The sequence below is a fragment of the Schaalia odontolytica genome, from assembly GCF_009730335.1.
Lineage (GTDB): Bacteria > Actinomycetota > Actinomycetes > Actinomycetales > Actinomycetaceae > Pauljensenia > Pauljensenia dentiphila.
The window spans coordinates 390,983-416,383 of record NZ_CP046315.1; the positions used below are offsets into that span (position 1 = coordinate 390,983).

Sequence of the window (25,401 nt, forward strand, 5' to 3'; positions counted from 1 at the left end):
ATGAAGTGGACGCCAGCGCGTGTTGGTCTCGCGGCGGTCGTGGTGGTGGCCGGTTTGTACGGGTGGGATGCGGCGATGCCTCGTAAGGGTGAACTTGTTCCTTTCCCTCAGCGGGTGAGTTTCGAGGAGTACATGAGCCGTCAGCTGCCGGAGCTGTCGCGTATGGCCGGGCAGGTGGCCGCTGAGACCGGTGGTGAGCTGACAGTGATGGGCCTGCCCTACGTGCAGGCGTGCGGGATCGGCAACACGCAAGGCTATCGGGTCGTTGGCTACAGCACGGTGGCTCCGCAGATCTCCTTTGATCGGCTTGGGGAGGTCGTGAACACTCATCGGCGTGACGGTACGTCTGGCCTGTGGATGCAAGACGACTTCCGTGAAGATGGGAGCCGGAAGATCTACTTCACGGACAATGACGGTAACTCCGCTCAGTTTAAGTACACCGAGACCGGTATCGAGATGAGATCCTACTCCGCGTGCCTGCCCTCCTCTCATGCCCTGAATGATCCCGGTCAGTTCGTTCTGCCCTCGGTGGAGGAGGCGTTCCCGGGCGTGCATGTGACGGTCAGCGACAACACGGATCCGGACCTGCACCCGGTCCCCACGCTCACCCTAGGTGCCCAAGCTGACCCCCAGTCCGGCGCCGAGAGCGGCGCCCGGTCGGGCTCGTAACCCCCGCCCCGGCCTCGTTCCTTTGATGAGGCGGGGTGTCCCACCCCTTGGGGGCGCTGTTGTTCGCCTTATGACCGTTTGGTAGTGTCTGGCTTAACAGCACCGAAGTGAGCGCGGGGGAGAATCATGGCCGGCGATCTTGTTATCGAAGAAGGGGACCTCGAAGTCCTGCGCGACCGTACGAGAGACCTGTCCGGCAGACTGCAGTCGGTGACCGTCGCGACGGCGGGCGATTACATCTCCTCCGGGGTTGGCGGGAGTGAGCTCGCAGGACAGGGGCGCGGCGCCGGAGACACGATCGATGAGGCGGTCATTGCGCTGACGCGTGACCTGGACGATTTTTCCCAGTCCGTCAACGACTCGATCAACGAGTACGCCGCGACCGAGGATGACGCGGCAGTGAGCTTCCAGCAGGTTCGCCACGACGGCCCGGCGATGACGATGGACGACCTGCTGCGCATGAGGGAGGAGCAGTAATGGCAACCTGGGCGGATATCCAGAGCTGGGACCACAACGCCATCATCGAGGCCGAGGACCTCATCGAGGAAAAGGTGCGCGAGGCGCGCGAGATCATCGCCGACCTCGAGCACGCTGCGAACGACATCCGATCTCAGGGCGAGGGACCTGATCGGATGCGTCAGCGGCTCACCGAGATCCAGGACAAGCTGGACTCGCGCCTCAACGAACTCACCGAATACGCGCTGGCGACCGCGGAGCTGCACGGATACGTGAGCCGCGTCGTGGCAAAGCGGAAGTCCGCGTGGGAGGTCGCGGCAGAAGTTGGGTATGACATTCCGGAGAGTGGTGTTGTTCAACCGTCACTGCCTGAAATGAGGTTCGAGCCGGTAGCGAGTAAGTTTGCTGAGCTACGCAATTGTGTTGACGATGCAGTGCGAATTGCGACGGAAGCCGAGGAAACGGTGGGGCCACGCTATCAGGCGTTGGCCGACGGCCAGTACGTCCTGGCCGAGGGACGCCACTCGGCGTCTGCGGGCCTGGCCGACGACGCCGACCCCTCGTGGAGCCCCGAGGAGGTCTCCGTGTGGTGGGCGCTTCTGTCGGAGTCCGAGCGCGAGGCGCTCATCAACAAGGATCCCGAAAAGTACGGCAATCTCAACGGTATCGACATGGCCTCGCGGGCGAGGGCAAATGAGCTCGCGTTGAACGGACACCTCGACGCTGCGGGAAATCGTATTCCTGGAACGGGTCTGATTGAGAAGACCCAGAACGAACTTGATGAACTGAACCAAGAGATAGAACGTGCGCGTGAAAATGGACAGGAGGTCTCATCGGACCTTCGCGACAAGCAGGAGAATCTCCAGAACCGCTTGGCGGATCTGGAAGCTGTTCGGGATCAGGTCCGGGGCAACGCCGGGGCGACGCTCCTCGTTCTTGAGCCTGGGGAGCTTGGTGAGAACGTTCGTGCCGCAATCGCCATCGGAGACGTCGACAACGCGCAGCACGTGGCGACGTTCGTGCCGGGGATGGGCTCGAATTTTCGCGATAATGGGAGGCTCAATGTCGAGTTCGCGAAGAATCTCAAGTGGGCGGCGGACACATATGGAGCTCCTACAGATGGGAGCGTGGCTACCATCGCCTGGATAGGCTACGAAGCTCCGCCGGACATAGTGAAGACGTGGGACCCGTCTGTCATGTCGATCGACAAAGCAGAGGCTGGAGCTGAGAAGCTGAACGGCTTCGTGACGGGAATCCACTCGTGGCGTTCAGAGCGGGGACTGGACGTGCATCAGAGCATCATTCCGCATTCCTACGGGTCGACGACTGCGGGAGTTGCGATGCGCGACATCGGAGAGGGCGTTGTCGACGACCTTGTGTACACGGGTTCCCCGGGCGCAGGTGTGCATTCCGTCGGGACGCTGGGGGTAGATCCCGAGCACACGTGGGTCTCGGCGACCCCACACCTTGATCCGGTTCGGGGAAGGGGGCCCGATTATACCTTCGGGCGCAACCCCGAGCACCTGGAAGGAATCGGGCACCTCTCGGGAGATACGAGCGGGGGAGAAGGATACAAACACGGCATATGGCACAGGCCTGATGCGAATCACTCGTCGTATTTCCACAAACCGGAAACTGAGGATAAACATAACTATGCCCTCGAGGACATCGGCAAGGTCATCGCGGATAGGAAGAAGAGGCAATGAATCGGAAACGGCTGGTCGCGCTGATGAGTTCAGCCTGCGCCTCGTTGCTCCTGGCGGCGTGTATTCCGATCCCAGCGGACGATGCTGACCTGTATTTTGGGCGCGGCAGCGGGAGTATCCCGATCTCCGAGGGGCAGACGACAGAGGTTCACATCAGGGATACCCTGCCCCGGTATCTAGGAATTATCGAGGAGGTCGTCGTCAAGTCCGGTGGCGCGGTAGCTATGAACGGCAAGAATCGAGTCGACGGTTGCGCGACGAAGGATACGACCGATATGGATATCCATTGGGATTCGATGGTTATTCCCGCGATCGATTATGAGGATTTGCGTCGGATGGTCGTTGAGGGGGCGCAGCGTAACGGCTTCGGATATTCGTGGGATCCGGTACGCAGAGATAAACTCAACTCTCGCACTGTTGCTGTTGGGGATGGCTACGGGAATAGTCTGATTTTCTATCACCACGAGGCTCAGAACCGCATTATCATTAGTTTGTATTCGGGGTGTATGTTCCCGTCCCAGCCTCTCGATCCGGACATCCCGCGCTCGTCCTATCCGCTGCCTAGCCCCGAAGAGATGTTTCCGAATCTGACAATCGTGCGGGCCTTTGATGATAACGGCGGTGAGAATCCTGAGTTGCGTCCGCAGTCGGGGATTCAGTCCGGAGCGCAGACGGGGGAATGAACATGACAAAGAAATGGACCCCAGTACGCGTGGGTGCGTGGTGCGTCGTGGTGGTGGCCGTGTTGGGTGGGTGTCATGCAGCAAAGTCGCGCGATGCTGAGTTCGTTCCCTTTCCTCAGCGTGTGAGCATTGAAGAGTACACGAGCCGTCAGCTGCTGGAGATATCGAGTATGGCTGTGCAGGTGGCCGCCGAAACCGGTGGTGAGCTGACGGTGATGGGCCTGCCGTACGTACAGGTGTGTGGCAGTGGTGATACCCAGGGGTATCGGGTGGTTGGCTACACCACGGTGGCTCCGTCGATGTCCTTTGAGCAACTCGAGAAACTGGTGACAGAAAACAAGCCCGATTGGGCGGTGGCCGTGCAGGTTGATAAGGAAAACGACAGGGATGCTACTCGGGGTATTCGGCTGATCGACAACTATGGTGGCCTTGCCGAGTTCAAGTTTTCGGAGGACTCTATTGCCGTGAGGTCGCGTTCTGCGTGTTTGCCGACGGATAAGCCCCTGGATGATCCCGGTCAGTTCGTCCTGCCGTCGGTGGAGGAGGCGTTCCCGGGCGTGCGCGTGACGGTCAGTGATAACACGAACCCGGATCTGCATCCCCTTCCCACGCTCACCCCGGGTGCTCACGTCGCGCCCCAGTCCGGCGCCCAGAGCGGCGCCCAGTCGGGGGAGTGATGGTATGAGTTCTCGGTGGATGATGACAGCGGCTGCCGCCTGCACTTCGCTGCTCCTTGCAGCGTGCGTGCCGGGGCTGTCGGATGACGCTGGCCTGTATTTTGGGCGCGGTGATGAGAGTGAGTCTAACTCTGAGCGTCAGACGATGGAGGTATTCATCGACGAGACCGTGCCTCGGTACATGAGCATCGTTGAGGATGTTGCGGTGGAAGCGGGAGGAACGCTCGGAGTCGGTGCGGAGCCTTACGTATGGAGCTGTGGTCCCACGTCGAATGGGTTTGATATCCGTTTAGCCCGCTATTACATCCCCTTGATCGATTTTGATGATCTGCGCCGGGTTGTCGCAGATGGTGCTCAGCGCTACGGGTACGGCTATACGGCTGAACCGGTTCCTCGGGATGAGGATAAGAGGCGTAGTGTCGTCCTCGGCGACCAGGATGGCAATCTGCTGAGTTTCCACCACTTGGAGGACGATACGATCTCTGTCTTCTTCGATTCAGGGTGCCTGCCCGCGTCGCAGCCTGACGGCATGTCTCAGCGTCTTCGTTTTCCTGAGCCCGAGGAGTTGTTTTCTCGGGTGACGATTGTTGACGCGTACGACGCGAATGAGCAGAGGAATCCGTTGATTTTCCGTCAGGTGACGACGGGCTCTGATAAGAAGTCGGGGAGTTGATAGCCATGAAGTGGACGCCAGCGCGTGTTGGTCTCGTGGCGGCCGTGGTGGTGGCCGGTTTGTACGGGTGGGATGCGGTGATGCCGCGTCAAGGTAAGCTCGTTCCCTTCCCTCAGCGTGTGAGCTTCGAGGAGTACATGAGCCGTCAGCTGCCGGAGCTGTCGCGCATGGCCGGGCAGGTGGCCGCTGAGACCGGTGGTGAGCTGACAGTGATGGGCCTGCCCTACGTGCAGGCGTGCGGGATCGGCAACACGCAAGGCTATCGGGTCGTTGGCTACAGCACGGTGGCTCCGCAGATCTCCTTTGATCGGCTTGGGGAGGTCGTGAACACTCATCGGCGTGACGGTACGTCTGGCCTGTGGATGCAAGACGACTTCCGTGAAGATGGGAGCCGGAAGATCTACTTCACGGACAATGACGGTAACTCCGCTCAGTTTAAGTACACCGAGACCGGTATCGAGATGAGATCCTACTCCGCGTGCCTGCCCTCCTCTCATGCCCTGAATGATCCCGGTCAGTTCGTTCTGCCCTCGGTGGAGGAGGCGTTCCCGGGCGTGCATGTGACGGTCAGCGACAACACGGATCCGGACCTGCACCCGGTCCCCACGCTCACCCCGGGTGCTCACGTCGCGCCCCAGTCCGGCGCCCAGAGCGGCGCCCAGTCGGGGGAGTGATGGTATGAGTTCTCGGTGGGTAATGGCAGCCACTGCTGCCTGCACTTCGCTGCTCCTTGCAGCGTGCGTGCCAGGGCTGTCGGATGATGCTCGATTGTATTTTGGGCGCGGTAGCGGGAGCATACCTATCTCCGAGGACAGACGACGGAGGTCCATATCAGGGATACCCTGCCCCGGTATCTGGGCATCATCGAGGAGGTCGTCGTCGAGTCCGGTGATGTGCTAGGGGTCAGTGGTAAGAACCGAGTCGATGGCTGCTTGACGAAGGACACGACTGACATGGATATCGACTGGATGATGATGGTTATTCCTGCGATCGACTATGAGGACCTGCGTCGGATCGTCTGGGAGGGGGCGCAGCGCAACGGTTTTGCCTACTCAGCAACACCGGACTACAGCGGAAAGAACAATAGACGAAGCGTTGCCGTCGGGGACGAGGACGGGACTCTTGTCGCTTTTACCCATCTTGAGGGCAGTGGCTTCATCAACATTAGCTTTCATTCGGGGTGCATGCTTCCAACTCATACCTATGACTTGGATACCCCGTACAAGCAATTACCACTTCCTTCTGTTGAAGAGATGTTCCCGAACCTCAGGATTGTTGATGCTTTTGATGAGAACTCCAATCTGAACCCGGAGTTGAGTTCGCAGTCGGGGCCCCAGAGCGGCACCCAGTCGGGCTCGTAAAACTGCCCCGGCCTCGTCGATACAGGGCAGAAACGGGAAAGGCGGCGAGGCGCGGACCAACCGCGCACCCGCCGCCCCAGCCGATAGGGCTCAGGCCTCCCAGCGCGCCAGGCGCTCGGACAGGCCGATGTAGGTCGCGGGGGTCAGCGCGAGGAGGCGCTCCTCCACCTCGGCCGGCAGACCCAGGCCCGCGATGAACTCACGCATGTCTTCCGCACCCACCTCGTGGCCGCGCGTCAGCTCCTTAAGGCGCTCGTACGGGTTCGCCATGCCGGTCGCGCCCGCGATCGCCGCGGCGCGCATCGCCTGCTGGACGGCCTCGCCGAGCACCGCCCAATTCGCGTCCAAATCCTGCGCCATACGGGCCGCGTTGATCTCGATGCCATCCAGGCCACGCACCAGGTTGTCGTAGGCCAGCACAGCGTGACCGAACGCGACGCCCACGTTGCGCTGCGTCGTCGAATCCGTCAGGTCGCGCTGCATGCGGCTGGTCACCAGCGTCGCGCCGAGCGAATCCAGCAGCGCGTTCGACACCTCCAGGTTCGCCTCCGCATTCTCGAAGCGAATCGGGTTGACCTTGTGCGGCATCGTCGACGAGCCCGTCGAGCCCTGCGCCGCCAGGTTCTGGTGGAAGTAATCCATCGAAATGTAGGTCCACGCGTCCGTCGCCAAGTTGTGGGCGATACGACCAGCGCGCGCCACGTCCGCGTACAGCTCGGCCTGCCAGTCGTGCGACTCGATCTGCGTGGTCAGCGGGTTCCACGTCAGGCCCAGGCCCTCCACGAAGGAGCGCGCCAGCGTCGGCCAATCCGCACCCGGCACCGACACGACGTGCGCGGCCCACGTGCCCGTCGCACCGTTAATCTTGCCCAGGTACTCCGTGGCCTCGACGCGCTTGATCTGGCGCGACAGACGGTGCGCGAACACCGCCATCTCCTTGCCGACCGTCACCGGGGTCGCCGGCTGGCCGTGCGTGTGCGCCAGCATCGGGACGGCCGCCCCGGCCTCGGCGAGGCCACGCAGGCGATCGAGGAGCGCGCGGATCGCGGGCAGCCACACCTGCTCGGTCGCCGCCTTGATCGTCAGCGCGTACGCCAGGTTGTTGATGTCCTCGGAGGTGCAAAAGATGTGGACGACCTCGCGCAGGGACGGCAGATTCGTGCCCTCGCCCAGCTTCTCGGAGGCGGCCTCGAGGTATTCGCCGATCAGGTACTCGACGGCCTTGACGTCGTGGCGGGTGACGGCCTCGAACTCACCCAGGCGCTTGATGTGGTCGGCGCCGAAGTCACGCGTGAGGGCGCGCAGGTAGTCGCGCTCGGCGTCGGTCAACGTCGGGGCGCCGGGCAGGACCGAGTTGTCGAGCAGGAAAATCAGCCACTCGATCTCGACGTGCACGCGCGCGCGGTTCAGGCCCGCCTCGGACAGGTAGTTCGCCAGCGGCGCGGCCACCGCGCGGTAGCGGCCGTCCAGCGGGCTGAGCGGTTCACCCCCGCCCGCCAGGTCCGAATAGCCGTGGGCAGTGGAGAACAGTGTCATCGTGTCGCTCATACCCCTATTTTCCCAGAAAGAGGGGCCTTCGGGCCGCAGAGTCCGCCCGGTGGTTCGTGGCGTGGGTAACGTACGAGGCCGGGGCTGAGTGGGTGTGCGCGTGAGGGCCCCGGGTGTGTCGTCCACAGGGGCGGGTGGCGTCAAGTGGTTATCCACAGGGGGTGCCGTGCGGCTGGTGATAGGGCAGTGAGGCGGCGTAGCGTGCGAGGACAAGCAACGACTCTTCCGATGATGGGAGACACCATGATCCTCGATCCGACCAGCCCAGGCCTGTCCCTCCAAGCCGCCCAGGGCCTCGTCGACGGCCTGCGCGGGGTACTTGTGGGCGCGACGTGCCCGCAGTGGACGGGAGTGGGAGGCGACTCCTACCGGGCGCGCTGCGGCGAAACCATCGCCGGCGCTCAGGCAGTCCTCGACCAGATCCAACATGCCCTTGACCTCATCCCAGCCTTTGACACGGAGCGGACGCAGGGCCTCGCGCGTAGCCTCTCCGAGTCCGCCGAATCAGCAGTACTTCATCCCGAACTCGTCATGCTGGGAGCGTGGTGACCGTGGCTTTCGATCCGAACCGACACGTGTCCGTGTCCTCGGGCTCCTTCAGCGTCGACGTCAACGAGCTGTGCGCCACGCACACCCTCGTCACGTACGAAGAGAACCTCTCGATCGGACCCGCGCGCCTTGCGCTCAACGCCGCCCTCGCCGAGGCCGACCTGGCCTCGCTGTTTGCCCCGGAAACGGCTGCTGGACTCATCTCCGCGATCAGCGCCGCCATCAGTGCCCTCGACTCTCTCGAGTCCAGCGTCGACGACCTGCGGTGGAAGATGCAGGACGCGGCCCTCACGTACGCGGATGCGAACGCAGCCGCCTCCCTGTGGGAGGCAGTCCCCGGCAGCCCGTTGGGGGCGCAGCTCAGCTGGCGGAGCCTCGGAGCGTTCGCCCTCTCCCCAGGCGGTGCCCTGGCCGCTGGTGGCGTGGCGCTCTACCACGGGTTTCAGGACGCATCCGCGAGCGCGGGAGTGCCCTGGTTGCCCGCGGTCCTCCTACCCGAGATGACGACCATGGTACGCGGGAGGGACCTGTGGAACACCGCGATCGACGGCGTCTCCTTCGCTCTGCACGGGGACGAGGAGTCCGGGGCATTGTTCCAGCGTGACCTCGGCAGATTCGCCCTCGACGTGAATTCCCTGCCTGCGTTCCGAGGCGTCGCGCAGTCACTGGCCGGGCAGGGGGTGAGCCAGGACCTGAACTCAACCTCCACGCAGCCCGCCTCCGGTATCGCCGCGCTCGCTGTGCCCTGGGTGGTAGCCGCCCTCTACAACCGCATGGGTTGTGGGCACGGAGCCAGCTACGGGGTTGCGGTTCGGGGAACGGACGGGAACGCGCGCGTCCATCACAGCGAGGCCGCCGCACGTATTCCGTCCGGTGCCCTCGACGCGCGAACACAGGCCGCGCTCGCGGCCATGCCCGACGCGGCACCCGACACCCACTACGAGGGCATCGCTACCAGTGCCGACACCATCGAGCACATCGTCGACATGCACGGAGGCGACGCCGACAACGGAGAGATCGCCATCGAGGAACACGTGACCGTGGGGGAGGATGGCGCGACGACCCGCTCGTGGACCGTCGACATTCGAGGCACCCAGTCCTTCGCCATCGGGCAGTCGGGCCCTCAGGACATGACCACCAACCTGCAGGGCGTGGCGGGAATGGCCTCGGATCAGCTCGACGCGATCATGGAAGCCATGGACGCGGCCGGTATCACACCCGAGGAGGCCGTCGAGTTTTCCGGCCACTCGCAGGGCGGCATCATGGCGGCTCAGCTGGCCGCCGACCCTGCCGTACGCGCACGCTACAACGTCGTCTCCGTCGTCACCGCCGGCTCGCCCACGGCGACGGTTGCGCCCAGTGACGTGCCCGTCCTCTCCTACGAAAACTCGGGCGACATCGTCCCCGGTCTGGACGGGAATGCGACCCGCGGGGACAACGTGACGACCGTCAGGTTCCACGACTACGAGGCCACGGCTCACCCCGAAGACCCGGTTCCCTCCTCGCACAGTGCGCCGCTGTACGTGGACGAAATCCGAAGCACTCTGGACGCCGCCCGGGCCTCGTCCGATCCGGGCCTGAGCGCCCTGGCGGCCGCCGAGGCCCGCCGCACCCAGGCGCTCAGCCTCACCCAGGACACGCAGACCACCATCCACCACTATCAAACAAGGCGCATCACCCAGGGGTAATGCGCCTCGACGGAGAGGGGAACCGATACGTCAGTCCCGCTTGTCCTTCTTATCCCGCAGGATACCCGAGACGATCGAGGAGACCACGGAGGTGATGACCGCGCCGGCCAGGCAGGACCAGAAGCCGCCCGTCGTCATAGGGAATCCGAGCGACGTGGACAGCCACCCCGTCAGTGCGAACAGCGCAGAGTTCGTCACCAGGGCAAACAGGCCGAAGGTCAGGAGGTACAGGGGGAACGCCAGCGTCGTCACGATCGGCTTGATGATCGAGTTCACCGCCGTGAACACCAGGGCGACGGCTGCCAGAACGATGATGGTTTGCGATGCCGACGACGACTCGATCGAGATCGACGAGACCACGCGGGTCGTCACCCACAGGCCGGCCATCGTGGCCAATAAACGAGCAATAAAGTCCATTTCTCCATTCTTGCGCAGTGGGATGATCCTTGCATGGTCCATGTCCATGGGATAGGACTACACACATGACCAACCTGCGCATCCGTCCCGCCGTCGCCTCCCTGCCTCGCTACGTTCCCAGCAAGACCGCGCCTGACGCCGTCAAAATCTCCTCCAACGAGATGCCGACGCCGCCCAGCCCTGCGGTGCTCGAGGCGATCGCCCGCGAACTCGAGACGATCAACCGCTACCCCGACCTGACGGCCGCGCCCCTGCGCGAGGCTCTTGCGCAGCGCTTCGGCGTCGGTGCTGACCAGGTTTGTGTGGGCACCGGTTCCTCGGCGATCCTCGTCGCCGCACTGTCCGCCGTCTGCCAGCCCGGCAGCCAGGTCGTCTTCCCCTGGCGCTCCTTCGAATCCTACCCGATCGCCATTCCCTCCGTGGGTGGCGAACCCGTGCCCGTCGAGCTCCTCCCGGATGGTACCCACGACCTCGACGCCATGCGCGCCGCGATCACGCCCGACACCGTCGCCGTGATCGTCTGTTCGCCCAACAACCCGACCGGTCCCGCCCTGACCTACGAGGAGATCGCCGGTTTCGTCGCCGACGTGCCCGAGGACGTCATGGTCATCGTCGACGAGGCCTACATCGACTTTGCGACCAAGCCCGGCGTGCACACCGCGGTCCCCCTCATCGAGGAACACCCCAACGTCATCGTCATGCGCACGTTCTCCAAGGCCCACGCCCTGGCCGGTGTGCGCGTCGGCTACGCCATCGGTGATCCCGAGGTGATCGGCGCAATCCAGGCCCTCCTCGTCCCCTTCGGTGTCAGCTCCCTCGCGCTCGCCGCAGCCCTCGCCTCCCTGAAGGATGCCGAGGGCGTGCAGCGCGCGGTCGCCGAGATCATCGCCGAGCGCGAGCGCATCATCCCTGCCCTGCGCGGACTCGGCTACGACATCCCCGACAGTCAGTCGAACTTCTACCTGATACGAGGCGACGTCTACGGCCTCGTCGAGGCATGCGCGCGCGTCGGCCTCATCGTGCGCCCCTTCCGCGTGGGCGTGCGAGTCTCGGTCGGCTCGCGCGAGCAGAACGACCGCTTCCTGTCCGTGGCCGTTGAATTCGCGCGCACCGCGGGCATCGGCGCGTAGGGTCAGTAAGCCAATGGGCGCGCCCGACGAAACGGACGCGCCCACGACCACCCACCGGGGTGCAGCGGATTACGGAATCAGCAGCGAGGCGATGAGAAGAAGCGACCAGCCGAGCTCGCTGAATCCGATGAGCTTGGGCGAGAAGGGGCGTGCGCGGGTCCGGTTCAGCGTCGGCATGACCCACGCGCGCGCGGTCAGGCACGCCCACATGAGGACAGGCCAGATCTCAAGAGCGCCGAACCACCACGCCACAGCCGCGCACAGCGTGAACGCCGCGTGCAGCAGCGTGGAACCCATTGCCCAGCGCGGGTCCTTACGGCCGCGGATCATCGACCGAACCAGCGGAACAGTGCCGATGTAGTGCAGGCCGAACGCGGCGCACGTCGCCCACGCGTGGAGGGTCACCGCAGCCGGTGAACCGTCTGCGATCGCCAGCGAAAACGCCACGGGTCCCATGATGTTACCCGCTAGGATCGAGGCCGCGCGGGCACCCAGGGAGCGCTCGCGGCCCTTCCACACGAGGTAGATCGCGGACGAGGCCAGGGGTACGAAAGCGACCGCCCACCACAGCAGCTGTGGGCGCAGGGCCAGGAGGGTCGCGCCGGGGAGCGCCGCGAGCACGCCGTAGGTCAGGACCGCGGGGGCAATGCGAGAGCGGCGCTTGGCGGGTGTCTTGACCCACAGGCACACGGCGGAGAACATCTGGAAGGCCATCGCCCATGCGACCAGCATGAGGACGACCGTCCACGAGAAGGTGAAGGACAGCGCCCACCCGAGCAGCGGCGGGAAAGCCATCATCGTCCACGCGCCGTGCTGGTCGGAGATCCAACCGTTGCGGGCAAGCTTACGCATGCGGGGATTGTTGTGGTGGCGCGGCTTCGGGCGCCCCGGTGCGCGATTGGTGACGCCATCCGCGGTGCGTTCGGGCGTTGTCTGAGTCTGCAGCGCTGCACTGTGCATAGCCTTAGCTTAATGAAGTACGCCTGTGAAGCTCAATACTGGGAGGGTCACAACGTGAGACTGAAGCGAGAATAATTCAACAATCGGTGAAATATGGGGGCATGTCCACATCAGACGCAGTTACAACTCAATCCCCCGTCCTTTCCTCCGAAGATCGCAGCGCGCGCATCGCCGTCACGGTCTTCCCACTGCTGATCCTGGCGGCCTTTGCGATCGCCATGATCACGCCCGACACGTTCAAGCCGCTAGCTCCCGGCGTGAACTGGGCGCTCGGCGTCATCATGTTCGGTATGGGCCTGACCCTGACGCTGCCCGACTTTGGGCTCATCATCAAGCGTCCGCTGCCCGTGCTCGTGGGTGTTGTCGCCCAGTACCTGATCATGCCCCTCGTCGGTTGGGCCCTGTGCTACGTGTTCGGTCTGCCCGACGCGGTCGCGGTCGGCGTCATCCTCGTCGGCTGTGCGCCCGGTGGTACGGCCTCGAACGTGATCTCCTACCTGGCGAAGGCGGACGTCGCGCTGTCGGTCACCATGACCTCGATCTCGACGCTGCTCGCGCCCCTCATGACGCCCCTGCTCACCGCCTGGCTGGTGGGTAATCGCATGCCGGTTGATGGCGCGGCGATGGCGAAGAACATCCTGCTGATGGTTCTCGCCCCCGTCCTGGGCGGCTTCATCGTGCGCTTCGTCGCGGGCAAGCTTGTGGAGAAAATCCTGCCGCTTCTCCCCTGGATCTCCGTGTTTGGTATCTGCTACGTGCTGCTGGTCGTCGTGTCTGGCTCGGTCAACAAGATCCTGACCTCCGGCGCTCTCATCATTGCCGTGGTCATCTGCCACAACCTCCTGGGCTACCTCTTCGGCTACCTGGCCGGACGCGCCGGCCGTGGCTCCGACAAGGCGTCGCGGACGACCGCAATCGAGGTCGGCATGCAGAACTCGGCGCTGGCCGCGACGCTGGCGAAGACCCACTTCGCCTCCACCCCGGAGACCGCGCTCCCGGCAGCCGTATTCTCCGTGTGGCACAACCTGTCCGGCGCGCTGCTGGCGATGTTCTTCCGTCGCTGGAAGAACGGCGGACAGGCCTAAATGGACGAGGCCGGGGCGCGGGGGCGCTGATCCACAGCTCTGGTTATCGGTCGAGCAAACAGTGCGGAGGGGCGGCGCATCGGGCCGCCCCTCCTGCGTTGCTCATGAGTCAGTGGTTGCTCACTTGTCCACGTTGCACAGGTTGGTGAGCGTCTCCTGGTGCGAGCTCATGTTCTGGATCGCGTTGCCGCGATCCTCGTGCCCCTTCTTCCCCTGGGTATGGCCGCCTGTGGGTCCCAGTCGAAGGCTGACGCCTGCAAGCTGCTCGAGAAGCCTCTCAACGACGCGGGCCTCGCCCTCGTGAATTCAGCACAGAATGGTGACGCTGCCAACATCGCCGACACCTACACCACGTTTGCCACCACCTACGAAGAGGCATCGAAGAGAATCACCAACAAGGAGATTAAGGAGTCCGTCGATCAGGTCGCGGCCGGATGGCGCGCCGCCGCTGACAACTCGGGTGTCCTGAAGGCGGACCCGTTGAGTATGGACGTCCAGAAGCTCGAGGAGTACCACAAGATCATGGAAGATCTCAGCGCGAAGCAGACGGAACTGTTCAACAAGTGCGGATACCAGCACTGATTGGTCACTGAGTCGAATATAGCGATTGGGGGCGGCCCAATGGGCAGCCCCCAATCGCTATGCGATCAATGACTGAGCGCTTACAGTCGCGTCATTACTTCAGCATCGCGGGGCACAGGTTGCCGAGCGTGTACAGCGACGTGGTCAGGTTCTCCGTCAACCGCTGAGCTTCATTCGGGTCGGCGGCATTCGGGTTCGACTGGTACTTCTTGCCGAAGTTGACCATGTCCGAGAGGGCCGAGGCCACCTTGCTGGACGCCTGCTTCACGTCGGGGTTGGTGATCTGCGGAGAATTCAGAGTATTGATGGTGGCCTCAGCAGCTGCCAGTGCCTGCGCGAAGTCGTTGGGGTCGCTGTAGCTGTCGGCGAATGACCTCAGCTGGCTGTCGACCAGGCTGCAGGCCTGCTCGACGGACTGGCCGGAGGCACCGGGGGCCTGGCCGGGGGTCTGGCCGGGGGCCTGCGTCGGAGCGGGGGTCTGGCCGGGGGCCTGGGTCGGGTTAGCGTTGGCTGTCGCAGCAGGCGCCGGGGTGCTGGGGGTGGCCTTGCGGGACTTCGTGCCGTGGCATGCTGCCATGCCTAGGGGGAGCGTGATGATGAGCAGGGCTGCTGCAAGACGACGCTTCATAAAGATTCTCCTCAAAGTGAGTGATGGGTACGACCTTAGTCTAATGGGCGATCGCGCGCTTTCGACCCATTGGTCAGTGATTCTGAGCATAGGGCCTATACAAAAGTCGCCGGGACCTTTTGGTCCCGGCGACTACCGGTCGGGGTGGCGGGATTTGAACCCACGGCCTCTTCGTCCCGAACGAAGCGCGCTACCAAGCTGCGCCACACCCCGGTGCCGTTCGAGTATAGCCTCACCCTGTCGATATTCCCAAACGGAGACGGAGTGAGCACTCGAAGTGTGGTCCACGCCGCATATTGTCTGGCTGCGTGGAGCCCAGAAAGCCCGGCAGCCGGCGGTGGTGACACCCTCCTACGCGGGGTGCACGTGCAGCAGAGACGCCTCGGGGCGCGTCGCGATGCGAATCTTTGCGTAGCGTGAGGTTCCCAGGCCAGCCGAGACGTGCAGCCACGCCTCAGTACCGTCCGGAGCCTCCCACCGCTTCAAGCCCTTCGCGTAGGGGCGTGAAATGTCGCAGTTCGTGATGATCGCCCCGGCTCCGGGAATGCCGATCTGGCCGCCGTGCGTGTGCCCGGCGAGGATCAGGTCCGAGCCTGCCGACGTCAGCGCGGACACGACGCGCGTGTAGGGGGCATGCGTGACGCCCAGGTGCAGAACGCCCGGCGCTGCCCATGACGAGGCCGGCGCTCCCACACGATCCCGGTGGATATGAGCGTCATCCGTGCCCAGCAAAGACACCGTGCCGACGGGCAGGCTGATCGTGCCGAAAGCATTCGACAGATCGACCCAGCCAGCCTGACGCATGCGACGCACCATCGGCAGGTAGGGAAGATCGGGAACAACCCGCGCGGGGTGCGGCTTTGATCGTGACAGGTAGCGGCTCCAGCGCTTCGGAATTGGCGAGTAGTAGTCGTTCGACCCGAGCACGAAAGCGCCCGGATAGGACAGGAACGGGCGATACGCGTCCATCACCATGTCCAGCGCATCCATAGATCCGAAGTTGTCCCCGGTCGCTACGACCATGTCGAAGCGCTCTGAGGCTGCGACATCGGACAGGAAACGCAGGAGAAAATCCTGTCCGGGGAACAGGTGCAGGTCTGCGATCTGGAGGATCGTCACCTCTGGAACGTCGCCCTGAATCGGGACGTCGTAGCGGCGTAGCACCGGCATCGTGCGCTCGACCGACCCCCACGCGAGCGCCGCGCCACCCGCGGCCAGGCCGGCGAGACCCAGACCGCCGACGATCGCTCCCGCGGTGCGCAGGAACCCACGGCCTCGTCGAGTGGACGAGGCCGTAGCCCCTGCGAGTGTAGACGCAACGTCAGTGGTCATTGCTGTTGGGTGATGCGTTCGGCGCGGGGGTCGTCGTCGCGCTGCGCCGAGGCGTCGTCGCGCCGATGTTCGCGTTCGAGACGGCTTCGACGGGTGTGCCCGCCAGGGCCTGCGTCATGTAGGGGGCCCAGATGTTCTGGCCGACGTAGGTCTCACCGAAGATCTCGCTGTGGTACACGCCGTTGATGACGACGCCAGAAACTTCCTGGGAGGAGTTGTCGCCGTGGCCCACCCACGCGGAAGTGGCGAGCGAGGGGGTGAAGCCGGTCAGCCACGTGTTGGCGTGGCCGTCGGTCGTACCCGACTTCGCCGCGAAGGGTCGGCCCTCGCCTAGGCGAGTCGACGTGTAGTACTGGCCGGCTGAGGCCGTCAGAAGGGCCGCCGTCTTGTTCGCGATGTCAGCGGAGATGACTTCCTTGCAGTCCGCCGCAAACTCTTTGAGAACGTTCTCGTCGCGGTCGGTCACGGACTCGATGGACTGGGGCTTGCACTGCTGGCCGGAGTTCGCGATTGTCGCGAACACGGAGGCCATCTGCAGCGGGGAAGCCGACACCGAGCCGAGGATGTTGGCGGGGAAGGGGGACGGAACTTCGCCGTCCTCTGTGACGCCCAAATCGTAGGCGGTCTCGAAGATCGAGCAGAAGTCAACGCGTGACGCCATGTTCACGAACGCCTGGTTGGCCGACTGGCCGGTGGCGCGCACGACGTTCATCGTGCCGGTCTTACCCGCGAGGTCGTTGACCTGATAGCCCTCGGTGGTGATGGAACGGCCGTCGCACTTGAAGGCGCCGTTCGGGTAGAAGGTGTTGGTCGAACCCACGGTCTCGTAGGCCGAGTGCCCCTCCTTGAACCACTGCAGGAGCGTGAACACCTTGAAGGTCGAACCCACCTGGAAATTGCCGTCGGCCGAGTAGTTCGACATCGTCTGGCCAGCCTCGACGCCGTATGCCGTGTTCTGGGCCATCGCGAGTACCTTGCCGGTGCGCGGGTCCAGCGATACGAGCGCGTCGTTCAGGCCGGAGGCGTCGCCCACGGGAATCGCGTTCGTCAGGGAGGCGTAGGCTGCGTCCTGCTTCGCGGTATCCAGCGTCGTACGGATCGTGATGCCCTGAGTCTTGAGCAGACGCTCGCGCTCGATGCGCGTCGCGCCGAATGTCGGGTCCTCCAGGAACTGGGAGAGGACGTAGTCGCAGAAGTATGCCTTCGAGGAGTCGGCGCCGGAGCAGCCCTCCGAGGAGACCGTCGGGTGCAGCATCGAATCGACCGACGTCGCGATGCCCGCGTCGTACTCTTCCTGCGTGATGACACCCTGGTTGAGCATCGTTGCCAGGACCGTGTCGCGGCGTTCCTGAGCGGCTTCCGGATGGGTCAGGGGATCGTACTGGACAGGAGACTGGACGAGGCCGGCGAGGAGCGCAGCCTCCAGGTAGTTCAGTTCCGACGCGGACTTGGAAAAGTAGCGCTGCGAGGCGGCCTCGACGCCGTAGGTGATGGGGCCGAAGGGGGCGATGTTGAGGTAACCCGTCAGGATTTCGTCCTTCGACTGGGTCTTCTCCAACGCCAGCGCGTACTTGATTTCGCGCAGTTTACGCTCGGTGGTCTGCTCGGTTGCTGCGCTCACCTGCTCCGCGTCGCCCTCGAGGTAGCCGCGCTCTGCCAGCGAGTTACGCACGTACTGCTGGGTGATCGTCGAAGCGCCCTGGCGGCCGCTCTCGCCCAGGTTCGTTACGAGCGCGCGAGCGATGCCGGTGGCATCGACGCCGTTGTGCTCGTAGAAGCGCTTATCTTCGATCGCGATGATTGCCTTCTTCATAACGTCAGCGATGTTGGCGCTGGGCACCACGATGCGCTGCTTGTCGTAGAAGTGCGCGATCACGCCGCCGGACGAATCGAGGAGCTGGGACTCCTCGGCCGGGGCCACGGTCTGCAGGTCACCGGGCAGCTCGTTGAAGACGGAGGGAACCGACTTCGCCACCAGTGCGGTGGGACCCGCGACAGGGACGAGCATGCCGGCCGCGACGAAGCCCATGAGCGAGGACACGCTCAGGAACGCCAGCAGCAGCGCGAGCAGCTGGGCCGGTCGGACAGCGCGAGAGTGAGAGTACGACATATTCCTAGCTTACGTGTCGGCCCGCTCATCTGGCGTTTGGCGACGCGTGAGAATTGCCTGATGAATCACCTTGAGATGCCTTCGACAGTGGTCGCAGCGTTTGCACCCACACACGTATGTGTGTATGGTCACAGGCAGGGCTCGAAATACAGTGAAGTGGAGTTCCACGATGCCAACGCAAGGCGACGACCAGAGCTGGGTCGCTCGCGCGCTCTGCGCGTCCATCGAACCGGACGTGCTGTTCGTGCAGGGTGCCTCCCAGCGTCAGGTTCGTATGCGCTGCTACGAATGCGAGGTTCGCCTCGAATGTCTCGCCGACGCTCTCGAATCCGAGGCGAACTACGGCGTGTGGGGCGGCCTGACGGAACGTGAACGTCGCGCGATTCTGCGCCACTATCCTCACGCGGACAACTGGCTGGAGTGGTTGCGCACCTCCGACGAAGCGCTGGCCCGCGAGCTCCGCAGCCCCCACGTCCCGAAGGTCCTGTCCTTCGTGCGCCCCCAGTTGGCGGGCGGGTAAGATAGAGCCATGACTAAATGGGAATACTCCACGATTCCGCTGCTCACGCACGCGACGAAAGCAATCCTCGACCAATGGGGCGCCGACGGGTGGGAACTCGTCCAGGTGATCCCCGGCCCCACGGGTTCCGAGAACCTGGTGGCCTACCTCAAGCGTCCGATTGAGGAAGCGCCCACCGTTCAGAACTGACGCGCAGCAGCTCTGCGCACCTACGAGGCCGTGGCCGGCACGTGCGGAAAACACGCGAGCGGCCGCGGCCTCGTTCATATCGACAAGCAAAGGGTTGGGCCCGGCACCGTGAGGTGCCGGGCCCAACCCTGTGTAGGCTGCGGTCAGCGAGCGCGACGCGCCAGGCGATCGACGTCGAGGAGGGTCACGGCGCGACCTTCCAGACGGATCCAGCCGCGCGAAACGAAGTCAGCCAGAGACTTGTTCACGGTCTCGCGGGAGGCGCCGACCAGCTGGGCGAGCTCTTCCTGCGTGAGGTCGTGGGGGACGTGGACGCCCTTGTCGGTCGCGGTGCCGAAGCGATCTGCAAGGTCCAGGAGGGCCTTGGCGACGCGACCGGGAACGTCGGAGAACACGAGATCCGAGAGGGACTCGTTGGTGCGGCGCAGGCGCTGAGCGAGGGCGCGCAGCATGTGCTTGGCAAGGGTCGGGTTGGTGTCGAGCACGTGCATGAGATCCTCGTGCTCGAGGTAGAGGAGGGACGCCGGGGAAACGGCGGTTGCGGTGGTCGAGCGCGGACCCGGATCGAAGAGCGTGAGCTCACCGATGATCTCTCCGGGGCCCAGGACTGCGAGCAGAGACTCGCGGCCGTCGCTGGACGTGTGGCCGAGCTTCACCTTGCCCTCGGTCACGATGTACAGGCGATCGCCGAGATCGCCTTCGTCGAAGAGAGTCTCTCCGCGACGCAGGGTCGTATGACCCATCTTCTGCTGGAGGGACACCTGCTGTGCATCATCAAGGCCACTGAACAGCGGCACCTGGCTGATGAAGTTTCCGTCACCGATCATGGTGCGGAGCTCCTTCCGCTCGTGCCCGATTGCTCGGGCGTTTCGATTTGGATTGCGCAGTGGATCCCATACGTAATACCACTCACGAGGAGGTACCGCGCATCACACCATTATGCCCTATCTATCAGGTGAAATGGGCTTCATTTCGCGTTTTGTGTGACCTGTCTAATGAAACATAGGCTATTTGGCGTGGGTGATGACGTGCTCTGACAGAGCCTCGGCCACAGCCTGCGGTGCTTCTTCGGGGAGGAAGTGTCCCGCCTCGCGAATGACGATCTGCGTCAGAGGTGCATCCACGAACTGGGCGTCGGCCGCGTGATCCAACGCCGACCATGCCCCGTCGTCGCGTCCCACCAGGGACAGGACGGGCACGCGCAACGGCTCCGAGAGGATGCGCCGCTCCAGGCGCGAGATCTTGCGTGCGGCGCTCAGACCGCGCAACGCGGTGTGTGCGGCGAAGGGGCGACGCAGCGCGGCGCGGTACGTGCCCGACTGGGAGACGAGGCCATCGACATCCCCGGGCGAGGCCCACGCGCGGAAAACGGTCGTCACGAAAGAGCCCGAACGCAGCGCGCGCTCACGCCCGGTGGGCAGCGCGAGGCGCCCCTGCAGGACGCGGCCACCCGCCCAAGGTGCGCGAACGATCACGGGCTGCACGCCGAGGGGGTGCGGCGCCGACAGGACGGCCACCGATCGCAGCTCGAGGGGTGCCAGGGCGCCGATCATCCACGCGACCGTGCCGCCGATCCCCATGCCAGCCACGGAGAACGAGGCCACGCCGAGTGCGCGGACGACGCCGATCACGTCGTTCGCCATCTGCTGCAGGTCGCAGTCTCCGCGCGTCAGGTCGGAAGTGCCGAAGCCTCGCAAATCAAGGGCGAACACGCGCGAGGTCGACTCCGCGAGGGCGGGCAGGACGTCGCGCCACGCCCACCAGTGCTCGGGGAAGCCGTGCAGGAGGACGAGCGCATGGTCCATGCCCTCGCCCATGTCAGCGACGTGGAATGCGGCGCCGCCAGCGCTCACGTGCCGATGGGTCCACGGACCCTCGAGCTCGATCGCGCTGGCGGGAATCAGAGTTTTCACTTGCGGGCCGCTTCTTTCGCCGCCTTCTTACGGGCGCGCTTGGAGTAGAAGGCACCCGCTGGGTTGGTGGCCTCCAGCGAGACGCGCAGCGCCTCCTCGGCGCGGCCGGTGCGGCGCGCCGAGTGGGACACGTACGCCAGGCCCATGAGGGCGATGCCCAGCAGGGCGAAGCGGCCGGAGTAGCCGGAGGCCTGCAGGTGGTGCGAGAGGTTCGCGCCCAGCGAGCCCGTGTTGGTCAGCGCGGTGAGCGCGGACAGCACCGACGCAGCGGTGATGCCGGGGGCCATGAGCCATGGCAGACCCACGATGAGGGTCACGATGCCCATCAGCCATGCGCCCAGCGACGAGCGGCGCGCGGTCACGAAAAGGATCGCGGAGATGATGATCGCGCCGAGGACCTCGCCCAGGGCCACGATCGAGGCGACGCCCGTGTACATGGGGGCGGCGTCCGCCAGAGTCATGCGGGCACCCGCGTCGGCGGCCAGGTACCAGCCGGCGGGCACGAGCAGCAGGAAGAGCAGGAAGGACAGCCAGTGGGCGCCCGTGCGCGAGGGCATCTCCGTGATCTCGGGGGCGGCGGAGAAGAGCTCGTCGTCCAGGCTCGAAGGCGCGTCGGACTTGTCGCCGCGCGCGGCGGTCGCCGCGATGGCGGCCAGGGTCGCCGCCTCGCTGTCCTCGTCGCCCTGGCCCAGCAGGGAGCGGCGGCGCGGGCGTGCGGCCTCGGCGGCATCCTGATCCTCGAAGGAGTACGAGGCCTCGGTGTCCTGCGTCGGCAGCTGGGTCGTCGGCTCGGTGAAGGGGGCCTCCTCCTCAGCCTCGGGTTCTTCCTCCGCGGAGGTTTCGGCGGGAGCGTTCTCCTCTTTGGCCGCGACTGCGGGAATCGAGGAGGACAGGGTCTCGTCGTCGCCGAAGATCATGGAGCGGCGCGAGGACGGCGAGTGCGCGTAGGTCTCGGCAGCAGCGCCACCGACAACGGCAACCTCGCTCTCGGCGACCTCGTCCTCGGAGGGCTGCTCGTCGCTCGAGGGGGCCTCGGCCTCGTCGGTCGCCGCGTCGCTGGCCTCGCTCAGGGCGGCGGCCGCCTGCGCGGGCGTCATCACGGGGGCGAGCGCGGGCTCCGGATCCTCGGTCACGTCCTCGGTCGCCTCGTCTGCGGCGTCCTCGTCTGCGGAGGAGAGCAGGGAAGCAAAGGAATTCTCGCCTTCTTCCGACTGGTCCGCGGAGGCCTCGGGCTGCTCGCCCTCCTCGTTCGACGAGGTGTGGGCGTGCTCGTCGGAAGCGGTGTCCTCTGCGGGGGCCAGCTCCTCGGAAGCGGTGTCCTCTGCGGGAGCCTGCTCCTCGGTCACGTCCTCAGCGGGGGCCTCGTCGGTGGTCTCGGGCTCATCGGTCGCCTCTGCGGACGGAGCGTCGGCCGCGGCAGACTCATCGGCGCCCTGGTCGGCGGCCGGAGCGTCGGCGGGAGAATCCTGCTCAGCCTGCTCCTGCTCGGGGGCGGAGCCGGCCTCGTCGGAGGAAGAAACGACCGGGAGATCGCCCTCGGGGGTGGACACGACGGGCAGCTCGCCCGTGGAGATCTTGTCCTCGATCGTCGGCTTGAGCGGCGCTGCGGCGGGCACGCGGCCCGTCAGGCCGCCGATTGCGACCGCCTCGATTTCGCCCGTGTGGATGGGCTCGCTGGGCTCGCCGATGATCGCCGACGCGTCGGAATCCTCACCGGGCAGCTCGATTTCCTCACCGGTCAGCACCAGGTTGTCAGGTGCCTCCTCGGCGCGGTCGCGCTGGGCGTCAAACTCGATATCAGACATGCTTCCTCCTTGTATCTGCCCACATATTACGGTCAGCGTGAGCGCTTACGCGCATTAGCCCTCGGCAGGCCCTTCTTTTGCCGTCGAATCGTCATCCGCCTCGAGCTTCTTGAGCGCCCGCACGCGGGCCCACAGGACACCCATCGAAGCGCAGCCGGTCGCCATTCCGAGCGCCGCCAGCGGCGGGCTCGCGAGCGCCATCTTCGTCAGCAGGGACGGGCCGGGGACGATCACGTTGCCCGTCAGCGACGCCCACACGGGCAGGACCACGTACGTGGGGAGCACCAAAATGAACCAGCTCGCGATCTGCGTGCCCGTGATCGACCAGCGGGCGCTCACGACGAGCACCGCGAACGCGATGCCCGCTCCGAGCGCGAGCCAGTGCATCGGCTCGAAGCCCTCGGTGACCCCCTCCAGGCCCATGGCCGCGACGTTTGTCGTGTCCGAGGGGGCCGCCGCGACCATCAGCGTGCCCGCCGCGACCGCTGCGGGAAGCGCTACCGTCGTGCCGAATCCGTGGCGGTGTACGCGGGCCAGAGGCACGCGCGTGCTCTTACCGGCGCGCACTCGCACCGACTTGATCGTCAGCGCGCACGCACCAAGCATGAGCGACATGCACACCGGGTACAGGCACCAGGACACACCCGCGATGACATCCTCGGCGCCCACGGATGACTTCATGAGAAAAGGAAGGCGCGCCACGCCGAAGAACTGGGCCACCCCCACGACGATCGACCACACGAAGGTCACGACCATACCCGCGCTCGACTCCTCGCAATTGAGGGCGATGAGGGCCAGCAGCAGTGACGCGAGCGCCATGCCGATGAGTCCCTCGACCGAGGCCAAGGGCTGGCCGACCGAGGCCAACGCCTGCACGTCAACCATCGAGGACCCCAGGAACACCAGGGCGATCGGGGCGAAAACGAACGCGAACAACCCCGAGCGCAGGCGCGCGGAGAGGTTTCGATGCTGCAAAAGCGTCATGCCCCTAGTGTAGAGGGGTGAGTATCGAAGCCCTCGTCGACCCCGCACCCGCCGTGTTGTGCGCGGCGGCAGCCTGCCCTGACGTCGCCTCCGCCATGAACGAGGCCCACACGGCACTCGCCGACCTGCGCTTTAGCGAGGGACTGCGCCGAGGCTGGGAGGAAGCGCGCGCGGAGGCCGCTGTGCGCGAGGCCGCCGCCCTGTCCATCATCGAGGGCGCCCGCACGAGCGTCGACGACGTGCGTGCCCTGTCCATGGCTGACGAAGGGGGAGCGGCCTCGGATCCGGGGGCCGCCCTCGCGCTGGGGATCTGGCGCTCGCAGTGGAACCTGGCCTCGCGCTTCCCCGCGCTCAACACCCGGTCCCAAGGCGTTGCGCGCGTCGCCCCCACGCCCCTGCCCGCGCTGATCGCTGGACTGCACAGGGATGCCTGCTCGGGTCTCGTTGCCGCCGGCCTCGTCGAGTCGCGGTCCGTCGCCGTGCCCGCCGACCCGTCCCTGCTTGCACCCGCCCTCGCCTACACGTGCTGCGATGCGCCCGGCCTCGCCGTCGCTGCCGCCCTGACCGCACATTTCCGTTTCCGGCGTGTCTTTGACCCGGCCTCGTCCGTCGTGGGAGGCGGACTGGCGCGCTGGATCCTCGTGACCCGAGGCGTTGACCCAACCGGTGTGTGCGTGCCCAGCGCCTACGACGCGCTCGATCCGGCGCGCGCGGGACGCGAACTCGCCGGGTGGGTGAGCGCCGACGAGGCCGGCCTGGCCCGGTGGATCATCCACTACTGTGCGGGAGTCGTCTACGGCGCCCAGGTGGGGCGCGACGTCGCCCGCCACGTGCAGGCAGGCCGCCTCTCCTAGGGCTGTTTCTCAGCGGCGCAGGAGCGCGCAGGCCGCCGCGCCAACGGCGATGCCGGCGATGAAAGGCACCGCGACCTTCGCGGGCGTAGGAACCTCGCGCGGTAGGACGCGCACCGTGGACGTGAACGTGAGGGTTGGCCAGCCTTCGCGCTGCGCCATCTCGCGCAGGCCGCGGTCCGGGTTGACCGCGTAGGGGTGGCCGACGAGGCGCAGGAGCGGCGCGTCTGACACCGAATCCGAGTAGGCCGAGCAGTCTGACAGGTCCCAGCCGCGCGCGCGAGCCAGGGCCTCGCAGGCATCCGCCTTGCCCTGTGCCTGGTTGAAGTGCGTGATCTCGCCCGTGAAACACCCGTCCTCGTCGACCGCTGCGCGCGAGGCGAGGACCTCGTCCGCCCCCAGCATCTGCGCGATGGGACGTACCACCTGCTCGACCGATGCCGAGGCGATGACGATGATGTCTCCCGCGCGCTTGTGCTGCTCGATGCGCGCGAGCGCCTGCGCGTAGCAGACGGGCTGGATCGTGCGCTCGAGCGCGTCCTCCACCGTTGCCTCAAGGAACGCGGCGTTCCAGCCTCGCCCCATGCGTCCCAGCGCCTGCGCCATCTGCTCCATGCGCGATTCGTCCGCGCCCGCGAGCAGGTAGGGCAGCTGAACCAGGACGGAGGCGAGGGCGGTGCGCCGATTCATGAGGCCGGCCTCGATGAACGGGCCGGACAGAGCCACGTTCGAGGACGTGTCCAGAATCGTCTTATCCAGGTCGAAGAAGGCCGCGCGTACCATTGCGTTTACTCCAGCGTTGGCTCAATCCACAGGGGTCCTCCATCGGACCCCTCTATGCACAGCCTCGCACCTCGGGTTGGCGTTGTCCACAGGGACGCGCAC

At 65.3% G+C, this 25,401-nt stretch carries 27 protein-coding genes and 1 tRNA gene; 16 read left to right on the plus strand and 12 right to left on the minus strand.

What is annotated here, in order from left to right:
• From FOC40_RS01720 to FOC40_RS01755, 8 genes are all read left to right on the plus strand, one after another.
• Nucleotides 1-669, plus strand: coding sequence for a DUF4853 domain-containing protein (locus FOC40_RS01720; protein ID WP_003795962.1), 669 nt, complete (start codon nt 1-3; stop codon nt 667-669).
• Nucleotides 670-795: 126 nt separating this feature from the next.
• Nucleotides 796-1,146, plus strand: coding sequence for a hypothetical protein (locus FOC40_RS01725; RefSeq protein WP_003795961.1), 351 nt, complete (start codon nt 796-798; stop codon nt 1,144-1,146).
• Entirely contained in the window at nt 1,146-2,831 is a 1,686-nt protein-coding gene (locus tag FOC40_RS01730; RefSeq protein WP_003795959.1) for an alpha/beta hydrolase, read from the plus strand. Before FOC40_RS01725 ends, FOC40_RS01730 begins: the two co-directional genes overlap by 1 nt.
• Complete coding sequence (locus FOC40_RS01735; protein ID WP_003795956.1) at nt 2,828-3,514, plus strand: DUF4853 domain-containing protein; 687 nt, start codon at nt 2,828-2,830, stop codon at nt 3,512-3,514. Before FOC40_RS01730 ends, FOC40_RS01735 begins: the two co-directional genes overlap by 4 nt.
• Nucleotides 3,511-4,191: a DUF4853 domain-containing protein gene (locus FOC40_RS01740; protein WP_003795954.1), complete on the plus strand. Its 681-nt coding sequence runs from the start codon at nt 3,511-3,513 to the stop codon at nt 4,189-4,191. Before FOC40_RS01735 ends, FOC40_RS01740 begins: the two co-directional genes overlap by 4 nt.
• Nucleotides 4,192-4,195: 4 nt before the next feature.
• Nucleotides 4,196-4,864, plus strand: a complete 669-nt coding sequence (locus tag FOC40_RS01745; protein WP_039929622.1) for a DUF4853 domain-containing protein — start codon at nt 4,196-4,198, stop codon at nt 4,862-4,864.
• A gap of 5 nt (nt 4,865-4,869) precedes the next feature.
• Nucleotides 4,870-5,538, plus strand: coding sequence for a DUF4853 domain-containing protein (locus FOC40_RS01750; RefSeq protein ID WP_003795951.1), 669 nt, complete (start codon nt 4,870-4,872; stop codon nt 5,536-5,538).
• A 189-nt stretch (nt 5,539-5,727) separates the two neighbouring features.
• Complete coding sequence (locus FOC40_RS01755; protein WP_231126071.1) at nt 5,728-6,225, plus strand: DUF4853 domain-containing protein; 498 nt, start codon at nt 5,728-5,730, stop codon at nt 6,223-6,225.
• Between the two features lie 90 nt (nt 6,226-6,315).
• Here the strand turns inward: FOC40_RS01755 and purB are convergent, their stop codons facing one another.
• Nucleotides 6,316-7,773: an adenylosuccinate lyase gene (gene purB, locus FOC40_RS01760; protein WP_003795945.1), complete on the minus strand. Its 1,458-nt coding sequence runs from the start codon at nt 7,771-7,773 to the stop codon at nt 6,316-6,318.
• Nucleotides 7,774-7,974: 201 nt separating this feature from the next.
• Here purB and FOC40_RS01765 point away from each other — a divergent pair, with 201 nt between their 5' ends.
• Nucleotides 7,975-8,322: a hypothetical protein gene (locus FOC40_RS01765; RefSeq protein WP_231126044.1), complete on the plus strand. Its 348-nt coding sequence runs from the start codon at nt 7,975-7,977 to the stop codon at nt 8,320-8,322.
• On the plus strand, nt 8,316-10,010 hold the full coding sequence (locus FOC40_RS01770) for an alpha/beta hydrolase (protein ID WP_003795942.1): 1,695 nt from the start codon (nt 8,316-8,318) through the stop codon (nt 10,008-10,010). Before FOC40_RS01765 ends, FOC40_RS01770 begins: the two co-directional genes overlap by 7 nt.
• 30 nt (nt 10,011-10,040) lie before the next feature.
• Here the strand turns inward: FOC40_RS01770 and FOC40_RS01775 are convergent, their stop codons facing one another.
• A complete protein-coding gene (locus FOC40_RS01775; protein ID WP_039929621.1) occupies nt 10,041-10,427 on the minus strand; it encodes a phage holin family protein in 387 nt (128 codons plus the stop codon).
• Nucleotides 10,428-10,492: 65 nt separating this feature from the next.
• Between FOC40_RS01775 and hisC the strand changes: the two genes are divergently transcribed.
• Entirely contained in the window at nt 10,493-11,557 is a 1,065-nt protein-coding gene (gene hisC, locus FOC40_RS01780; RefSeq protein WP_003795938.1) for a histidinol-phosphate transaminase, read from the plus strand.
• 69 nt (nt 11,558-11,626) lie between these two features.
• Here hisC and FOC40_RS01785 read toward each other — a convergent pair whose 3' ends face one another.
• The gene (locus tag FOC40_RS01785; protein ID WP_003795937.1) at nt 11,627-12,409 is read right to left on the minus strand and encodes a YwiC-like family protein; all 783 of its coding nucleotides are present in this window, start codon (nt 12,407-12,409) and stop codon (nt 11,627-11,629) included.
• Between the two features lie 209 nt (nt 12,410-12,618).
• Here FOC40_RS01785 and FOC40_RS01790 point away from each other — a divergent pair, with 209 nt between their 5' ends.
• Both FOC40_RS01790 and FOC40_RS01795 read left to right on the plus strand, forming a co-directional pair.
• On the plus strand, nt 12,619-13,602 hold the full coding sequence (locus FOC40_RS01790; protein ID WP_003795936.1) for a bile acid:sodium symporter family protein: 984 nt from the start codon (nt 12,619-12,621) through the stop codon (nt 13,600-13,602).
• A gap of 159 nt (nt 13,603-13,761) precedes the next feature.
• Nucleotides 13,762-14,184: an RNA-binding protein gene (locus tag FOC40_RS01795; protein ID WP_231126045.1), complete on the plus strand. Its 423-nt coding sequence runs from the start codon at nt 13,762-13,764 to the stop codon at nt 14,182-14,184.
• A 94-nt stretch (nt 14,185-14,278) separates the two neighbouring features.
• On the opposite strand, the gene FOC40_RS01800 is transcribed toward FOC40_RS01795, so the two are convergent.
• From FOC40_RS01800 to FOC40_RS01815, 4 genes are all read right to left on the minus strand, one after another.
• Nucleotides 14,279-14,812: a hypothetical protein gene (locus FOC40_RS01800; protein ID WP_003791140.1), complete on the minus strand. Its 534-nt coding sequence runs from the start codon at nt 14,810-14,812 to the stop codon at nt 14,279-14,281.
• 139 nt (nt 14,813-14,951) lie between these two features.
• Nucleotides 14,952-15,025, minus strand: a tRNA-Pro gene (locus FOC40_RS01805).
• Nucleotides 15,026-15,163: 138 nt separating this feature from the next.
• Complete coding sequence (locus FOC40_RS01810; protein ID WP_003795932.1) at nt 15,164-16,144, minus strand: metallophosphoesterase; 981 nt, start codon at nt 16,142-16,144, stop codon at nt 15,164-15,166.
• The gene (locus FOC40_RS01815) at nt 16,134-18,254 is read right to left on the minus strand and encodes a transglycosylase domain-containing protein (RefSeq protein WP_003795930.1); all 2,121 of its coding nucleotides are present in this window, start codon (nt 18,252-18,254) and stop codon (nt 16,134-16,136) included. Before FOC40_RS01815 ends, FOC40_RS01810 begins: the two co-directional genes overlap by 11 nt.
• 169 nt (nt 18,255-18,423) lie before the next feature.
• On the opposite strand from FOC40_RS01815, the gene FOC40_RS01820 reads away from it, so the two are divergent.
• On the plus strand, nt 18,424-18,774 hold the full coding sequence (locus FOC40_RS01820; protein ID WP_003795928.1) for a WhiB family transcriptional regulator: 351 nt from the start codon (nt 18,424-18,426) through the stop codon (nt 18,772-18,774).
• A 9-nt stretch (nt 18,775-18,783) separates the two neighbouring features.
• Nucleotides 18,784-18,963, plus strand: coding sequence for a DUF4177 domain-containing protein (locus FOC40_RS01825; RefSeq protein WP_003795925.1), 180 nt, complete (start codon nt 18,784-18,786; stop codon nt 18,961-18,963).
• Between the two features lie 143 nt (nt 18,964-19,106).
• Here FOC40_RS01825 and FOC40_RS01830 read toward each other — a convergent pair whose 3' ends face one another.
• From FOC40_RS01830 to FOC40_RS01845, 4 genes are all read right to left on the minus strand, one after another.
• Nucleotides 19,107-19,790, minus strand: coding sequence for a Crp/Fnr family transcriptional regulator (locus FOC40_RS01830; protein WP_003795924.1), 684 nt, complete (start codon nt 19,788-19,790; stop codon nt 19,107-19,109).
• A 180-nt stretch (nt 19,791-19,970) separates the two neighbouring features.
• The gene (locus FOC40_RS01835; protein ID WP_003795922.1) at nt 19,971-20,876 is read right to left on the minus strand and encodes an alpha/beta fold hydrolase; all 906 of its coding nucleotides are present in this window, start codon (nt 20,874-20,876) and stop codon (nt 19,971-19,973) included.
• Entirely contained in the window at nt 20,873-22,681 is a 1,809-nt protein-coding gene (locus FOC40_RS01840; protein ID WP_155844103.1) for a hypothetical protein, read from the minus strand. The genes FOC40_RS01835 and FOC40_RS01840 overlap by 4 nt, the downstream gene beginning before the upstream one ends.
• Before the next feature lie 54 nt (nt 22,682-22,735).
• Entirely contained in the window at nt 22,736-23,665 is a 930-nt protein-coding gene (locus tag FOC40_RS01845; protein WP_003795916.1) for a hypothetical protein, read from the minus strand.
• Nucleotides 23,666-23,682: 17 nt separating this feature from the next.
• On the opposite strand from FOC40_RS01845, the gene FOC40_RS01850 reads away from it, so the two are divergent.
• Nucleotides 23,683-24,519 carry a hypothetical protein gene (locus tag FOC40_RS01850; RefSeq protein ID WP_003795915.1) on the plus strand — a complete coding sequence of 279 codons (837 nt, stop codon included), beginning with the start codon at nt 23,683-23,685 and terminating at the stop codon, nt 24,517-24,519.
• A 9-nt stretch (nt 24,520-24,528) separates the two neighbouring features.
• Here the strand turns inward: FOC40_RS01850 and FOC40_RS01855 are convergent, their stop codons facing one another.
• Nucleotides 24,529-25,299: an HAD family hydrolase gene (locus tag FOC40_RS01855; RefSeq protein WP_003795913.1), complete on the minus strand. Its 771-nt coding sequence runs from the start codon at nt 25,297-25,299 to the stop codon at nt 24,529-24,531.
• Between the last annotated feature and the right edge of the window lie 102 nt (nt 25,300-25,401).

What these genes read in the sequence shown, in the direction of transcription:
- FOC40_RS01720 (WP_003795962.1), top strand. Translation starts at nt 1, where the DNA reads ATGAAGTGGACGCCAGCGCGTGTTGGTCTCGCGGCGGTCGTGGTGGTG.
- FOC40_RS01725 (WP_003795961.1), top strand. Translation starts at nt 796, where the DNA reads ATGGCCGGCGATCTTGTTATCGAAGAAGGGGACCTCGAAGTCCTGCGC.
- FOC40_RS01730 (WP_003795959.1), top strand. Translation starts at nt 1,146, where the DNA reads ATGGCAACCTGGGCGGATATCCAGAGCTGGGACCACAACGCCATCATC.
- FOC40_RS01735 (WP_003795956.1), top strand. Translation starts at nt 2,828, where the DNA reads ATGAATCGGAAACGGCTGGTCGCGCTGATGAGTTCAGCCTGCGCCTCG.
- FOC40_RS01740 (WP_003795954.1), top strand. Translation starts at nt 3,511, where the DNA reads ATGAACATGACAAAGAAATGGACCCCAGTACGCGTGGGTGCGTGGTGC.
- FOC40_RS01745 (WP_039929622.1), top strand. Translation starts at nt 4,196, where the DNA reads ATGAGTTCTCGGTGGATGATGACAGCGGCTGCCGCCTGCACTTCGCTG.
- FOC40_RS01750 (WP_003795951.1), top strand. Translation starts at nt 4,870, where the DNA reads ATGAAGTGGACGCCAGCGCGTGTTGGTCTCGTGGCGGCCGTGGTGGTG.
- purB (WP_003795945.1), bottom strand. Translation starts at nt 7,773, where the DNA reads ATGAGCGACACGATGACACTGTTCTCCACTGCCCACGGCTATTCGGAC.
- FOC40_RS01775 (WP_039929621.1), bottom strand. Translation starts at nt 10,427, where the DNA reads ATGGACTTTATTGCTCGTTTATTGGCCACGATGGCCGGCCTGTGGGTG.
- hisC (WP_003795938.1), top strand. Translation starts at nt 10,493, where the DNA reads ATGACCAACCTGCGCATCCGTCCCGCCGTCGCCTCCCTGCCTCGCTAC.
- FOC40_RS01785 (WP_003795937.1), bottom strand. Translation starts at nt 12,409, where the DNA reads ATGCGTAAGCTTGCCCGCAACGGTTGGATCTCCGACCAGCACGGCGCG.
- FOC40_RS01790 (WP_003795936.1), top strand. Translation starts at nt 12,619, where the DNA reads ATGTCCACATCAGACGCAGTTACAACTCAATCCCCCGTCCTTTCCTCC.
- FOC40_RS01800 (WP_003791140.1), bottom strand. Translation starts at nt 14,812, where the DNA reads ATGAAGCGTCGTCTTGCAGCAGCCCTGCTCATCATCACGCTCCCCCTA.
- FOC40_RS01810 (WP_003795932.1), bottom strand. Translation starts at nt 16,144, where the DNA reads ATGACCACTGACGTTGCGTCTACACTCGCAGGGGCTACGGCCTCGTCC.
- FOC40_RS01815 (WP_003795930.1), bottom strand. Translation starts at nt 18,254, where the DNA reads ATGTCGTACTCTCACTCTCGCGCTGTCCGACCGGCCCAGCTGCTCGCG.
- FOC40_RS01820 (WP_003795928.1), top strand. Translation starts at nt 18,424, where the DNA reads ATGCCAACGCAAGGCGACGACCAGAGCTGGGTCGCTCGCGCGCTCTGC.
- FOC40_RS01825 (WP_003795925.1), top strand. Translation starts at nt 18,784, where the DNA reads ATGACTAAATGGGAATACTCCACGATTCCGCTGCTCACGCACGCGACG.
- FOC40_RS01830 (WP_003795924.1), bottom strand. Translation starts at nt 19,790, where the DNA reads ATGATCGGTGACGGAAACTTCATCAGCCAGGTGCCGCTGTTCAGTGGC.
- FOC40_RS01840 (WP_155844103.1), bottom strand. Translation starts at nt 22,681, where the DNA reads ATGTCTGATATCGAGTTTGACGCCCAGCGCGACCGCGCCGAGGAGGCA.
- FOC40_RS01845 (WP_003795916.1), bottom strand. Translation starts at nt 23,665, where the DNA reads ATGACGCTTTTGCAGCATCGAAACCTCTCCGCGCGCCTGCGCTCGGGG.
- FOC40_RS01855 (WP_003795913.1), bottom strand. Translation starts at nt 25,299, where the DNA reads ATGGTACGCGCGGCCTTCTTCGACCTGGATAAGACGATTCTGGACACG.